The following is a 13,440-nucleotide window of genomic DNA, read 5'->3' as shown; positions in this document are numbered from 1 at the left end:
CGGGTTTCCTTTGTCCTGAAAAAGTGAAAAACGCGGCTAGTCCGCGTTTTTTTGCGTCTGCGTTTTCCTTTCAGTATTTCATTCACACACACATTGCAGTTTTACCTGGCGCCAGCGCCGACATGGAGATCAATATGCTTACAATCCGACTTCCCGATGGTTCCGCCCGTCAATTTGACGGCCCGGTCACCGTGGCCCAGGTTGCGGCCAATATTGGTACGGGTCTGGCCAAGGCCGCGCTGGCTGGCAAGGTCGACGGCAAGCTGGTCGATACGTCGTACCTGATTGAGCAGGACGCCGAACTGGCCATCATCACCGACAAGGATGCCGACGGCCTGGACGTGATCCGCCACTCGACGGCCCACTTGCTGGCGCATGCCGTCAAGGAATTGTTCCCTGATGCACAGGTCACCATCGGCCCGGTGATCGACAACGGCTTCTATTATGACTTCGCCTACAAGCGCCCGTTCACGCCGGAAGACCTGGTGGCGATCGAAAAGAAAATGACGGAGCTGGCCAAGAAGGACGAGCGTGTCACGCGCAAGGTCGTCGCGCGCGACGAAGCGATCGAATATTTCGCCAGCATCGGCGAAGCCTATAAAGCCGAGCTGATCGCCGCGATTCCGGCCGACCAGGAAGTGTCGCTGTATTCGGAAGGCGCGTTCACCGACCTGTGCCGCGGCCCGCACGTGCCGTCAACGGGCAAGCTGAAAGTCTTCAAGCTGATGAAGCTGGCTGGCGCCTACTGGCGCGGCGACTCGAAAAACGAGATGCTGCAGCGCGTGTACGGCACCGCCTGGGCCAAGAAGGAAGACCAGGAGCTGTACCTGCATAACCTGGAAGAGGCGGAAAAACGCGATCACCGCAAACTGGGCAAGCAGCTCGATTTCTTCCATTTCCAGGAAGAAGCGCCGGGCCTGATCTTCTGGCACCCGAAAGGCTGGTCGATCTGGCAGCAGGTCGAGCAATACATGCGCAATGTCTACCAGGTGAACGGCTACCAGGAAGTGAAGGCGCCGCAGATTCTCGACCGTGGCCTGTGGGAAAAAACCGGCCACTGGGACAACTATCGCGAAAACATGTTCATTACCGAGTCGGAAAACCGCTCGTATGCGCTGAAGCCGATGAACTGCCCCGGTCACGTGCAGATCTACAACAACAGCATGCGCAGCTACCGCGACCTGCCGCTCCGCTACGGCGAGTTTGGCCAGTGCCACCGCAACGAGCCGTCGGGCGCTTTGCACGGCATGATGCGCGTGCGCGGCTTTACGCAGGATGACGGCCATATTTTCTGTACCGAAGAGCAGATCGCCGGCGAAGTGACGGCCTTCCACCAGCAGGCGATGGATGTCTACACGGCGTTCGGCTTTACCAATATCGACGTCAAGTTGGCCCTGCGTCCAGACAGCCGCATCGGCACCGAAGAATCGTGGGACAAGGCGGAAGAGTCGCTGCGTTCGGCCCTGCGCGCCTGTGGCGTGGAATGGACCGAGCTGCCGGGCGAGGGCGCGTTTTACGGTCCGAAGATCGAGTACCATCTGAAGGATAGCCTGGGCCGCGCATGGCAGGTCGGCACGGTGCAGATCGATCCGTCGATGCCGGGCCGCCTGGGTGCCGAATATGTGGCGATCGACAACACGCGCCAGGTCCCCATCATGCTGCACCGCGCGATCGTCGGTTCGCTGGAACGTTTCATCGGCATCCTGATCGAACACTATGCGGGCGCGATGCCGCTGTGGCTGGCGCCGATGCAGGTGTCGGTGTTGAATATTTCCGATGCGCAAGCCGATTATGTGCAGGAAGTGGCCACAAAACTACGCAAAGCGGGCATCCGCGTACAGGCTGATTTGCGTAACGAGAAGATTACCTATAAAATACGTGAACATTCCGTACAAAAATTGCCTTACATCTTAGTAATTGGCGACAAAGAGCGGGATGCCAATACAGTGGCCGTGCGGGCGCGGGGCAATGTCGATCTGGGCGTCATGTCCGTCGATGCCCTGATAGAGCGACTCAAACATGAAGTCGACACCAAGGCCTGACGAGGAAACTCGCTGCACGACCGTCTTATCAGATTTTTAAAGGAAATTACAATAGCTACTGACAAGTCACATCGCATCAATGGCGAAATCACTGCCCCTGAAATGCGTTTAAGCGGGGTCGATAACGAGCCACTCGGTATCGTAAGTTTGGCTGAAGCCTTCCGCCTGGCGGAAGAGGCAAACGTCGACCTGGTGGAAATTGCGCCTACCGCGCAGCCACCGGTGTGCCGTTTGATGGACTACGGCAAATTTAAGTATTCGGAGCAGAAGAAGGCTCACGAAGCGAAATTGAAGCAAAAGATCATCCTCGTGAAGGAAGTCAAATTCCGTCCGGGGACTGATGATGGTGACTACAATATCAAGTTGCGTAATCTCATCAAGTTCCTCGAAGACGGCGATAAAACCAAGATCACCTTGCGTTTCCGCGGTCGCGAGATGGCGCACCAGGATATTGGCTTCCGCATGCTGGAGCGTCTGAAGGCCGATCTGGAGCCGTTTGGCCAGGTCGAGCAGTTTCCGAAGATGGAAGGGCGCCAGATGATCATGGTCCTTTCGCCGAAGAAGAAAAAGTAAGTTACAATAGCGTTTTACTGTGGATCGATGTCAATGCGCCAGGCTTGGTGCAAGATTCGATTCCAGGCAGAATTTTGAGCGGCCCGGCCAGCGATGTCCGGGCCGCTCAAACTGTAGTGGACTCGCATCCGCTGCACAACATGTGAAAGCAGGCATCTAAGCGCAGCGTCGTGTTGCCACCTGCAATCCTGTTATAAATGGAGCTGTCCGTAAGAGGACAGATTGCTATGCCTAAAATGAAGACCAAAAGCTCCGCGAAAAAACGTTTTCGCGTGCGTCCAGGTGGAACAGTCAAGTCGGGTCACGCGTTCAAACGCCACATCCTGACCAAGAAAACCACCAAAAACAAACGTCAGTTGCGCGGTACCCGTAACATCAACGCATCGGATGTCACGTCCGTCATGCGCATGATGCCGACTGCTTAATCTCACACTCAATTTAAGGAGTTACTATGCCTAGAGTAAAACGTGGGGTTACAGCTCGTGCCCGTCATAAGAAGATTCTTGTTCAAGCTAAAGGCTACCGTGGTCGCCGCAGCCGTGTATACCGTGTTGCCAAGCAAGCAGTCATGCGCGCTGGCCAATACGCTTACCGCGATCGCCGCAACAAGAAACGCGTTTTCCGCCGCCTGTGGATCGCCCGTATCAACGCCGCTTCCCGTGAGCATGGCGTGACGTACAGCGTATTCATGAACGGTCTGAAAAAAGCAAATATCGAACTGGACCGTAAAGTCCTGGCCGATATGGCTGTGATGGACAAGCCAGCATTCGCTGCGATTGTCAACGCGGTCAAAGCAAAAATCGCTGCGTAAGCATCGACGATTGCAAAGCGTCATCCGTAGGGTGACGTCATAAAGAGCGGGGCAGGGGTGTACAACCACCTTGTGCCCCGTTTCCGTTTTTGATTGTTGGGTTCTGAACTACCAATCCAGGATTGATTTCCAAAACAGGAAAAGCCGCATGAACTCCCTAGAAGAACTCGTCGTCTCGGCCCAGGCTGACTTTATCGCCGCCGCAGACGCTGCCGCACTTGAAAACGCCAAGGCCCGCTATTTGGGCAAGACCGGCCAGATTACCGAAATGATGAAGGGCCTGGGCAAGCTCGACCCGGACGCGCGCAAGGCGCAAGGCGCCCTGATCAACGCCGTCAAGGTGCAGATCGAAGACGCGCTGACGGCGCGCCGTGATGCACTGGCCGATGCACAGATGCAAGGCCGCTTGAACGCCGAAGCGATCGACGTCACCATGCCAGGCCGTGGCCGCATGCCGGGCGGCATCCATCCCGTGATGCGCAGCTGGGAGCGGGTCGAGGAAATCTTCCGCTCGATCGGTTTCGACGTGGCCGACGGCCCCGAAATCGAAAATGACTGGACCAATTTCACGGCGCTCAACAGCCCGGAAAACCACCCGGCCCGTTCCATGCAAGACACGTTCTATATCGACGGCAACGATACCGACGGCAAGCCGCTGCTGCTGCGCACGCACACCAGCCCGATGCAGGTGCGCTATGCGCGCACGCATACGCCGCCGATCAAGGTCATCGCGCCGGGCCGCACCTACCGCGTCGACAGCGATGCGACCCATTCGCCGATGTTCCACCAGGTCGAAGGCCTGTGGATCGCCGAAGACATCAGCTTTGCCGACCTGAAGGGCGTGTACCTGAATTTCGTGAAAGCCTTCTTCGAGACCGACGACCTGCAAGTGCGCTTCCGTCCCTCGTACTTCCCGTTTACGGAACCGTCGGCCGAGATCGATATCGCCTTTGGCTCCGGTCCGCTGAAAGGCCGCTGGCTGGAAGTGTCGGGCGCCGGCCAGGTGCATCCGACCGTGGTGAAAAACTTCGGCCTGGACCCCGAGAAATTCATCGGCTTTGCTTTCGGCTCCGGCCTGGAACGTTTGACGATGCTGCGTTACGGCATCAACGACCTGCGCCTGTTTTACGAAGGCGACCTGCGTTTCCTGAAGCAATTTAATTAACGCATTGTTCCGAACGATGTGCCGCGCTTGAGCGCTGTAGTGCTCGCGCGGCGAGCTTAGACCCTTTGAAGGCTTGATTATGCAATTTTCCGAAAACTGGCTCCGTACCATGGTCGATCCGAAGATGACTTCGGACGAACTGGCCCATCTGTTGACCATGTCCGGTCTGGAAGTCGAGGACGTCGATCCCGTCGCGCCTCCGTTCTCGAACGTGGTGGTGGGCCTGGTCCTGGAGATGGAGAAACATCCGAACGCCGACCGCCTGAACGTGTGCAAGGTCGATGTCGGCACCGGCACCATGCTGACCATCGTCTGCGGCGCGCCGAATGTGCGCCCGGGCCTGCGCGTGGTGTGTGCCCAGGCCGGCGCCGTGCTGCCGCCCGGCAGCGACGGCAAGCCGTTCGAGATCAAGGTCGGCCAGCTGCGCGGCGTCGAGTCGCAAGGCATGCTGTGCTCGGCGCGCGAATTGAAATTGTCGGAAGAAAACGCCGGCCTGATGGAGCTGCCGGACGATGCGCCGATCGGCCAGAACTTCCGCGATTACTACGCCCTCAACGACCTGAAATTCACCATCAAGCTGACGCCGAACAAGGCCGACTGCCTGTCGGTGCTGGGCGTGGCGCGCGAAGTGTCGGCCCTGACCGGCGTGCCATTGAATGTACCCCAGTTCAGCGCCGTTCCCGTGTCGAGCGACGAAGTATTGCCTGTCAAAGTCAGCGCGCCGGACTTGTGCGGCCGTTTCACGGGCCGGGTGATCCGCGGCCTGAACGCCAGGGCCGCCACGCCGGACTGGATGAAGCAGCGCCTCGAGCGCAGCGGCCAGCGTCCGCTGTCGGCCCTGGTCGATATCTCGAACTATGTCATGCTGGAACTGGGCCGTCCCAGCCACGTGTTTGACCTGGCCAAGATCCATGGCAGCCTGGATATTCGCTGGGGCAAGGCCGGTGAATCGGTGAAACTGTTGAACGGCAACACGGTGGCCGTCGACGAGTGGATCGGCGTCATTGCCGACGAGCAGGAAATCGAATCGCTGGCCGGCATCATGGGCGGCGACGCCAGCTCGGTCTCGGACGATACCGACAGCATCTATCTGGAAGCGGCCTTCTGGTGGCCGAACGCCATCCAGGGCCGTGCGCGCCGTTTGAATTTCTCGACCGATGCGGCCCACCGCTTCGAGCGCGGCGTCGATTTCGCCACCACCGTCGAGCATATCGAACGCATCACGGCCCTGATCGTGGAAATCTGCGGCACGCCAGCCACCACCGTCGGCCCGGTCGATGACCATGTGGTGAACCTGCCGCAACGCACGCCGGTATCGATGCGTACGGCGCGCGCGCAAAAGGTGATCGGCGTGCCGCTTACCGACGAGCTGGTCGCCGATATCTTCACGCGCCTGGCGCTGCCGTTCACGCTGGCGGACGGCGTGTTTTCCGTCATGTCGCCCAGCTACCGCTTCGACATCGAGATCGAGGAAGACCTGATCGAGGAAGTGGCGCGCGTGTACGGTTTTGAAAACATACCGACCCTGCCGCCGGTGGCCGCCAACGTGATGCAGATCGCGCCGGAAAACACGCGTTCGCTGTTTGCCGTACGCCATGAACTGGCCGACCTGGGCTTCCAGGAAGTGGTCAACATGAGCTTTGTCGACAGCGCATGGGAGCGCGATTTCTCGGGCAATACCAAGCCGATCACATTGCAGAACCCGATCGCCAGCCAGATGAGCGTGATGCGCTCCTCCCTGATCGGCAGCCTGATCGCCAATGTGCGCTACAACCTGAACCGCAAGACGGGCCGTGTGCGCATCTTCGAAGTGGGCGCCATCTACCAGCGCGATGACGCGGTGCAGAACGGCGCCCTGTCGGTGGCCGGCTACGCCCAGCCAAAACGCGTGGCCGCCATGGCCTACGGCCCGGTGGCCGACGAGCAATGGGGCCAGCCGGCGCGCACGGTCGACTTCTTCGACGTGAAAGCCGACCTGGAAGCGTTGTTCGCGCCACAGGTGCTGCGTTTCACCAAGGCGGAACATCCGGCGCTGCATCCGGGCCGTTCGGCCAACGTGGAACTCGACGGCAAGGTGATCGGCTTTATCGGCGAAATCCATCCGCGCTGGATGCAGAAATACGATCTGCCGCAAGCGCCGGTGCTGTTCGAAGTCGATGCCGAGGCCCTGACGCAGCGCGTGGTGCCGGTATACGCGGAAATTTCCAAGTTTCCTGGCGCCAGCCGCGACCTGGCGGTACTCGTCAAGCAGACGGTGGCGGCGCAGGATCTGCTCGACACCTTCTACGCGGCGGCGAAGGCCAGCCCTGCGGCGCGTATCGTGCAAGCCATTGTTTTATTTGATGAATATCGTGGAAAAGGGCTGGAAGCGGATGAAAAAAGCCTTGCTTTCCGGATTAGCTTGCAAGATACTCAAAACACCCTGCAAGACGATGTGGTCGACGGCCTGATGACCGTGCTGATCGAGGCGGCAAAGCAGGGCCACGACGCGAAACTGCGTTCGTAAGAGCAGTAAAAAATAGCGGCAAATTCGGGCCGGCGCCATGCGCTGGCCTCTTTGTCGTCCAACGAGATTGTCCCATGCGTGTCATCTGGCACGCGGGCGCACAGAAAAGGCAGGGCAGGAAAATTAATAACAGCGACGTTGATTCCGCCGTACTGCAGTCCGCATTGGCCGCCGATTTGCACCGGGCCATGCTGGTTGCCAAAGTGCGCCAGGAAGCGGAAAAAGATCTACCCACCTTGACCAAGGCGGAACTGGCCGAACTGCTGTTCGAACAGGTCGGCCTGAACAAGCGCGAAGCGAAAGACATGGTCGAGACCTTCTTTGACGAGATCCGCAATGCGCTCGAGCGCGGCGAAGCCGTCAAGCTGTCCGGCTTCGGCAATTTCCAGCTGCGCGACAAGCCGCAGCGCCCGGGCCGCAACCCGAAGACCGGCGAAGAAATTCCCATCACGGCGCGCCGCGTGGTGACCTTCCATGCCAGCCAGAAGCTGAAAAGCATGGTCGAAGAGACCAGTCCGCTGGCCCGTGCCGCCTGAGTGAATGCCGATGAACGAGCGCATCAGTAAGACCGAGTTGATCGCCTTGCCGCCGATACCGGCCAAGCGCTATTTCACGATCGGCGAGGTGAGCGAGCTGTGCGGCGTCAAGCCCCATGTGCTGCGTTACTGGGAACAGGAGTTCTCCCAGCTCAAGCCCGTGAAACGGCGCGGCAACCGCCGCTATTACCAGCACCACGAAGTGCTGCTGATACGGCGTATCCGCGAGCTGCTGTACGAACAGGGCTTTACCATCAGCGGTGCGCGAAACAAGCTCGACAGCCGTGGCGGCCTGCATGCGGCGCCCGGCATCGAGATCGAAACCGGCGTGGGTGCTGTGCCGGACGCCGCGCCGCCGCCGCCCCAGGAAGCGCCGCTGGACCGCGACTGGATACGCGGCGAATTATTTGCGATACTCGCCTTGCTAAAACAGGAGTAGGACCAATATGGGTGGGGTTGTTTGATAACGCTGTTTTTTTGACTAAAATGGTGTTACGCACGCCTTGTAAGGTGCGCCGTGCGCATTTTACATATAATGCTCTAGTTGCGTTTTTGTTAGTGACGCTGAACTGGCGCCATGAGGCGCCGGTAGTCTTTCCCAAGCCAGGAAAATTTAAGGGGAAACAATGATACGCGTTGCCATTTGTGATGATCACCAAATAGTACGAGCCGGATTCAAGCAGATTTTTTCATCGTCTGACGATTTTAATGTGGTGGCGGAAGCCGGTACCGGGCGTGAAGCGCTCGATATCGCCCGCCGCGAAATATGTGATGTATTGCTGCTCGATATCGCCATGCCCGACCAGAGCGGCATCGATACCCTGCGCACGATCCGCCAGGGCCAGCCGGAATTGCCGGTGCTGATACTGAGCGGCTATCCGGCCCAGCAATACGCGCTGAACCTGTTCAAGATGGGTGCCAATGGCTATCTGAACAAGGAATGCGAAGCCGACGAACTGATGACGGCCGTACGTACCGTCTACCAGGGACGGCGCTATGTCAGTTCGACCGTGGGCGAGCTGCTGGCGCAGTCGTTCGACCGCGACACCAACGCGGCCCTGCACACGGAGTTGTCGGACCGCGAGTTCCAGGTCTTCCTGCGCCTGGCGCGCGGCGCCACCGTGTCCGATATCGGCGTGGCGCTGTCGTTGAGCATCAAGACGGTGAGTACCTACCGCACCCGCATCATGGAAAAGATGGGTTTGCAATCGAATAGCGACCTTACTTATTACGCCATGAAGAACAATCTGCTCGATTGATGCAGGTGGGACGATCACGCCCCGGAGTTCCTTCTGCTTGCCGGCAGGCCAGATAGCGTGCGGGGCGGCACGTTGTAGCGGGGGTATAATTGGCCGGCGCTGGCGTTCTCTGCCGCGCTGAACCTTGCCAAGGATGCACACCAGGATGTATTTCACCGTCGAACCGGCGCCGTATCATCGCCTGCCTCTGTACAAGACCATCCTTTGTGTCACCTGCGCCTTGTTGCTGGTGCTCAATGGTTTCAGCCTGTCCCACAACCTCGAAACCCTGAAGAGCACGAATGCCTTGCTGGCCCAGAGCGCCAAGGTGGCTGACCGCCTGCAATACCTGAACGTGCTGGTGCTCGATGCCGAAAGCAGCTTGCGCGGCTATTTCATTTCCGATGCCGACTCCTACCTGGGGCCGTCCCGCACCGCCACCGCCGAAATCGACAATGAGTTGAAGGGCCTGGCAATCCTGCTGCAGGGCAGCCCCAGCCAGCTGAAAAACCTGGCCCAGCTCAAGACCTTGATACGCCGCAAGATGATGACCCTCGACGAGACCATCAATGTCTACAAGCAGGGCGGCCTGGCAGATATCGTCAATATCGCCAGGGTCAGCGACGAGCGTGCCACCATGGACGAAATCCGCCTGCAGGTGGTGATCATGGTGCGCGAGCAGAACGAAGCGCTGGCGGCCGGCAGCGCCGCCTTTTACCGTGAATACCAGAAAGCCGTGTTGCTGGGGATTGGCATCAACGGCTTGGCGATCCTGGTGCTGATCATGTTTTATCAGCTGGTGCGACGCAGCTTCCAGAACCGCGCGGCGGTTGAGTTCGCGCTGAAAAACGCCAATGACACGCTGGAGTCGACGGTGGCCAGGCGCACCGAGCAGCTATCCGTGCTGTCGCGTCATTTGATCAGTGTTAACGAAGTGGAAAAGGCGCGGCTGGCGCGCGAGTTGCACGATGAGCTAGGCGCCAACCTGACCTCGATCAGCATGGACCTGGGCGCCGTCACGCAGCAACTGGCGCAGTCCCACCCCGAACTGGCCGCGCAGCTGCGCCACGCCAAGGCCACCCTGCTTGAAACGGTGGAGCTGAAACGCCGCATCGTCGAAGACCTGCGACCCAGCCTGCTCGACAATCTGGGCCTGTGCGCCGCCATCGAGAGCTATTGCGAGGATTTCGCGCGCATGAGCTCGGTGCGCTGCGATACCGACGTCGCCATCCATATCGACAACCGCGAGGCCACCCTGACCATCGCGCTGTTCCGCATCGTGCAGGAGTCGCTGACGAATATCCTGAAATACGCCAAGGCCGGCACGGTCAGCGTCAGCCTGAAACGCAATGAAACGGGGCTGGTGCTGCGCGTGCTCGACGATGGCATCGGCATTACCGAAGATGCGCTGCAGAAACCGATGTCGCACGGCTTGCTGGGCATGCGCGAACGGGCCTTGCTGCTCGGTGGCAGCCTGACCGTCAAGCCCGGCCCGCAAGGCAAGGGCACCTGCGTGGAAGCCCTGATACCGCTGCCCTTGACGCCGGAGCCGGACGAGATCGAAGCGTAAGCATCGAACCAGATACTGCAAAAGAAAATGGCCGGGCATGCAAGCATGTCCGGCCATTTTTGTAACTGGTGGAACTGCCGTGATCAGCAGCGGGCGACGTCGCGCAGCAGGCGGTCGTATTCGGTCTTGGCGACCTTGTAGCATTCGCCGGCGTAGTCTTCCAGGCCAGCGCGGTCCAGCACCGTGATATTGCCGCGGCGATAGTGGATCAGGCCTTCATCCTGCAGCTTGCCGGCGGCGGCCGTAATGCTTTCGCGGCGCACACCCAGCATGATCGAGATCAGTTCCTGGGTCACCTTCAATTCGTTCGATGGGGAGCGGTCCAGGCGGTCCAGCAACCAGCGGCACAGCTTCTGTTCGATCGAGCTGTGACGGCCGCCAACGGCGTTCTGCGCCATCTGGGCGAACAGGGCATTGGTGTAGCGCATCAGCAGCTGGGGCAGGGCGCCGCCCTGGTTGAAGGCTTCCCGCAGGCTTTGCGTCTTCAGGCGGTAGCCGTAGCCGGCGCTTTGCACGACTGCCGTGCACATGGCGCGTTCACCGGCCACCAGCGACACGCCGACCACGCCTTCATGACCGACCACGGCGATCTCGGTGGTGGCGCCGTCTTCCATCACGTACAGCAGCGAGACGATGGCGGTGGTCGGGAAATACGTATATTCCAGGCAGTTGCCGTAGGCGTACAATTCTTTGCCGAAAGGCAGTTCCACCAGTTCCAAGTGCTCGAACAGCGATTCGAGCGCGGCGCGTGGCAGGGCGCCCAGCAGTTCATTCTGTTGCGCGCTGCTCAGGCTGATCCGCGACCCAAGCTTGATCTCGCGTCCGGCCACAGACATGGCGTGTGGCAGCATCTGGTTCTTTTGGACCGGGGCGTTCAGTTGAGTGTGGTTCATATTCTTCCTCGCAGGCTTTTTTACATCGGAGTGCGTCGGCTACGTCGTGGAGGAGGGTATTTTTTCCCACCGCACAGTGCAGATCGCGATGTAGCTACTTTAAGGGCGTATGTAATTGGCGAACATAAGATTAGCAGTCGCCACTTTGTAGTCTCAATTGAGGTTGCTTTGTAGTCCCAGTCCTACGACCGTTCTGTTGACCGTCATGCTTGCGACATTGTGTGACATTTTGTGATAGCGCTGGCTTTAATTAATGCCATGCAATATGGCGTCCGGCTGGCCTCACTTGACGCGGCGCCGGTATTTGCCGTCCGCCAGAGTGGAACAGTTCACACGGAAGGGCGTTCCTTCTGTAAAATCGAGGGTTTTTTGCGAGGGCCATATCATGGTCACCAATATGGCCAACGAGAACGACATCAACACCCCCGATTCCACCGACATCGAGGCCGGCGCGGAGCCGTCCGCAGCCGCCGCGGCGAGCAGCAAGGCGCCGGCCGTGATCGCGCGCGAAGTGCAGCGCCGCCGCACCTTCGGCATCATTTCCCACCCCGATGCCGGCAAGACCACGCTGACCGAAAAACTGCTGCTGTTCTCGGGCGCGATCCAGATGGCCGGTACCGTGAAAGCCCGCAAATCGGGCCGCCATGCAACGTCCGACTGGATGGAGATCGAGAAGCAGCGCGGCATTTCCGTGGCCTCGTCCGTGATGCAGTTCGAATTCCGCGACCACGTGGTGAACCTGCTCGACACCCCCGGCCACCAGGACTTCTCGGAAGACACCTACCGCGTGCTGACGGCGGTCGACTCGGCGCTGATGGTGATCGATGCGGCCAAGGGCGTGGAAGCGCAGACGATCAAGCTGCTGGCCGTGTGCCGCATGCGCAATACGCCGATCGTCACCTTCATGAACAAGATGGACCGCGAGACGCGCGATCCGCTGGACCTGCTCGACGAACTCGAATCGGTGCTGAAGATCCAGTGCGCGCCCGTCACCTGGCCGATCGGCATGGGCAAGAACTTCCGCGGCGTGTATCACCTGCTGAACGACGAGATCATGCTGTTCAAGGCCGGCGAGGAAAAGGCCGACGGCGCCTTCGAGATCATCAAGGGCATCGACAACCCGCGCCTGCAGGAGATGTTCCCGCTCGAGATGGACCAGCTGCGCATGGAAGTGGAACTGGTGCATGGCGCTTCGAATCCGTTCAACCTGGAAGAATTTTTGTCCGGCGTGCAGACGCCGGTGTTCTTCGGTTCGGCCATCAACAACTTCGGCGTGCGCGAGATTCTGTCGGCGCTGGTCGACTGGGCGCCGGCACCGCGCGAGCGTGACGCCACCGTGCGTTCGGTGGCGCCGGCCGAGCAGCCGTTTACGGGCTTCGTGTTCAAGATCCAGGCCAATATGGACCCGGCCCACCGCGACCGCATCGCCTTCCTGCGCGTGTGCTCGGGGCGTTTCGAGCGCGGCATGAAGGTCAAGCACTTGCGCCTGGGCCGCGAGATCAAGGTGTCGAACGTGGTGACCTTCATGGCCTCCTCGCGCGAACAGGTGGAAGAGGCGTACGCGGGCGACATCATCGGCCTGCCGAACCACGGCAACATGCAGATCGGCGACAGTTTTTCGGAAGGCGAGCTGCTGACCTTTACCGGCATCCCGTACTTTGCGCCGGACTTCTTCCGCTCGGTGCGCATCCGTAATCCGCTGAAGATCAAGCAGCTGCACAAGGGCTTGCAACAGCTGGGCGAAGAGGGCGCGGTGCAGGTCTTCAAGCCGGTGCAGGGCGGTGAACTGGTGCTGGGCGCGGTCGGCGTGCTGCAGTTCGAAGTGGTGGCCAGCCGTTTGCTGAACGAATACGGTGTCGACGCCGTGTTCGAAGGCACCAGCATCAGCAGCGCGCGCTGGGTCAGCTGCGACGACAAGCGCATCCTGCAGGATTTCGAGAATGCGCTCGGTCACAACGTGGCCTACGACGCGGCCGGCAACATGGCCTACCTGGCGACGTCGGGCGTGAATCTGCGTCTGACGGAAGAGCGCTGGCCGAAACTGAAATTCCACGCCACGCGCGAGCATTCGGCCAAATTGGCGTGATGTTGTCGGATTACGGCCTT

General features: G+C 59.7%; 12 protein-coding genes. 11 read left to right on the top strand and 1 reads right to left on the bottom strand.

The annotated features are described in order from the left end of the window. Nucleotides 1-134: 134 nt before the first annotated feature. The 10 genes from thrS to Q8L25_RS23985 all read left to right on the top strand — a co-directional run bounded on the left by thrS (nt 135) and on the right by Q8L25_RS23985 (nt 10,441). Nucleotides 135-2,042, top strand: coding sequence for a threonine--tRNA ligase (gene thrS, locus Q8L25_RS24030; RefSeq protein ID WP_308921800.1), 1,908 nt, complete (start codon nt 135-137; stop codon nt 2,040-2,042). Between the two features lie 102 nt (nt 2,043-2,144). After that, complete coding sequence (gene infC / locus Q8L25_RS24025; protein ID WP_065309219.1) at nt 2,145-2,615, top strand: translation initiation factor IF-3; 471 nt, start codon at nt 2,145-2,147, stop codon at nt 2,613-2,615. Nucleotides 2,616-2,842: 227 nt separating this feature from the next. Further along, the gene (gene rpmI / locus Q8L25_RS24020) at nt 2,843-3,040 is read left to right on the top strand and encodes a 50S ribosomal protein L35 (protein ID WP_038493025.1); all 198 of its coding nucleotides are present in this window, start codon (nt 2,843-2,845) and stop codon (nt 3,038-3,040) included. 26 nt (nt 3,041-3,066) lie between these two features. Beyond that, entirely contained in the window at nt 3,067-3,426 is a 360-nt protein-coding gene (gene rplT / locus Q8L25_RS24015; RefSeq protein ID WP_010399214.1) for a 50S ribosomal protein L20, read from the top strand. Between the two features lie 148 nt (nt 3,427-3,574). Then, nucleotides 3,575-4,591 (top strand): phenylalanine--tRNA ligase subunit alpha, encoded by a 1,017-nt coding sequence (pheS, locus tag Q8L25_RS24010; protein WP_308921799.1) that lies wholly within the window; start codon nt 3,575-3,577, stop codon nt 4,589-4,591. A gap of 79 nt (nt 4,592-4,670) precedes the next feature. Beyond that, on the top strand, nt 4,671-7,097 hold the full coding sequence (gene pheT / locus Q8L25_RS24005; protein WP_308921798.1) for a phenylalanine--tRNA ligase subunit beta: 2,427 nt from the start codon (nt 4,671-4,673) through the stop codon (nt 7,095-7,097). A gap of 188 nt (nt 7,098-7,285) precedes the next feature. After that, nucleotides 7,286-7,633, top strand: coding sequence for an integration host factor subunit alpha (locus tag Q8L25_RS24000; protein ID WP_010399205.1), 348 nt, complete (start codon nt 7,286-7,288; stop codon nt 7,631-7,633). 10 nt (nt 7,634-7,643) lie between these two features. Next, the gene (locus Q8L25_RS23995) at nt 7,644-8,072 is read left to right on the top strand and encodes a MerR family transcriptional regulator (protein WP_308921797.1); all 429 of its coding nucleotides are present in this window, start codon (nt 7,644-7,646) and stop codon (nt 8,070-8,072) included. A 187-nt stretch (nt 8,073-8,259) separates the two neighbouring features. Beyond that, nucleotides 8,260-8,892, top strand: a complete 633-nt coding sequence (locus Q8L25_RS23990; RefSeq protein ID WP_065309215.1) for a response regulator transcription factor — start codon at nt 8,260-8,262, stop codon at nt 8,890-8,892. Nucleotides 8,893-9,037: 145 nt separating this feature from the next. Then, entirely contained in the window at nt 9,038-10,441 is a 1,404-nt protein-coding gene (locus tag Q8L25_RS23985; protein ID WP_308921796.1) for a CHASE3 domain-containing protein, read from the top strand. Between the two features lie 83 nt (nt 10,442-10,524). On the opposite strand, the gene Q8L25_RS23980 is transcribed toward Q8L25_RS23985, so the two are convergent. Then, nucleotides 10,525-11,334, bottom strand: coding sequence for a Crp/Fnr family transcriptional regulator (locus Q8L25_RS23980; protein ID WP_308921795.1), 810 nt, complete (start codon nt 11,332-11,334; stop codon nt 10,525-10,527). A 397-nt stretch (nt 11,335-11,731) separates the two neighbouring features. Here Q8L25_RS23980 and Q8L25_RS23975 point away from each other — a divergent pair, with 397 nt between their 5' ends. Further along, entirely contained in the window at nt 11,732-13,420 is a 1,689-nt protein-coding gene (locus Q8L25_RS23975) for a peptide chain release factor 3 (protein ID WP_308925788.1), read from the top strand. Nucleotides 13,421-13,440: the final 20 nt, after the last annotated feature.

Source organism: Janthinobacterium sp. J1-1 (assembly GCF_030944405.1).
Taxonomy (GTDB): domain Bacteria; phylum Pseudomonadota; class Gammaproteobacteria; order Burkholderiales; family Burkholderiaceae_D; genus Janthinobacterium.
Note: the sequence above shows the minus strand (reverse complement) of the source record. Positions and strands in the feature narration are given on the sequence as shown.

Excerpts from the sequence above, each read along its gene's own strand:
- Q8L25_RS23975 (WP_308925788.1), top strand. The coding sequence starts at position 11,732 with ATGGCCAACGAGAACGACATCAACACCCCCGATTCCACCGACATCGAG.
- Q8L25_RS23990 (WP_065309215.1), top strand. The coding sequence starts at position 8,260 with ATGATACGCGTTGCCATTTGTGATGATCACCAAATAGTACGAGCCGGA.
- Q8L25_RS23980 (WP_308921795.1), bottom strand. The coding sequence starts at position 11,334 with ATGAACCACACTCAACTGAACGCCCCGGTCCAAAAGAACCAGATGCTG.
- Q8L25_RS24000 (WP_010399205.1), top strand. The coding sequence starts at position 7,286 with ATGCTGGTTGCCAAAGTGCGCCAGGAAGCGGAAAAAGATCTACCCACC.
- rpmI (WP_038493025.1), top strand. The coding sequence starts at position 2,843 with ATGCCTAAAATGAAGACCAAAAGCTCCGCGAAAAAACGTTTTCGCGTG.
- thrS (WP_308921800.1), top strand. The coding sequence starts at position 135 with ATGCTTACAATCCGACTTCCCGATGGTTCCGCCCGTCAATTTGACGGC.
- pheT (WP_308921798.1), top strand. The coding sequence starts at position 4,671 with ATGCAATTTTCCGAAAACTGGCTCCGTACCATGGTCGATCCGAAGATG.
- Q8L25_RS23995 (WP_308921797.1), top strand. The coding sequence starts at position 7,644 with ATGAACGAGCGCATCAGTAAGACCGAGTTGATCGCCTTGCCGCCGATA.
- Q8L25_RS23985 (WP_308921796.1), top strand. The coding sequence starts at position 9,038 with ATGTATTTCACCGTCGAACCGGCGCCGTATCATCGCCTGCCTCTGTAC.
- pheS (WP_308921799.1), top strand. The coding sequence starts at position 3,575 with ATGAACTCCCTAGAAGAACTCGTCGTCTCGGCCCAGGCTGACTTTATC.
- infC (WP_065309219.1), top strand. The coding sequence starts at position 2,145 with ATGCGTTTAAGCGGGGTCGATAACGAGCCACTCGGTATCGTAAGTTTG.
- rplT (WP_010399214.1), top strand. The coding sequence starts at position 3,067 with ATGCCTAGAGTAAAACGTGGGGTTACAGCTCGTGCCCGTCATAAGAAG.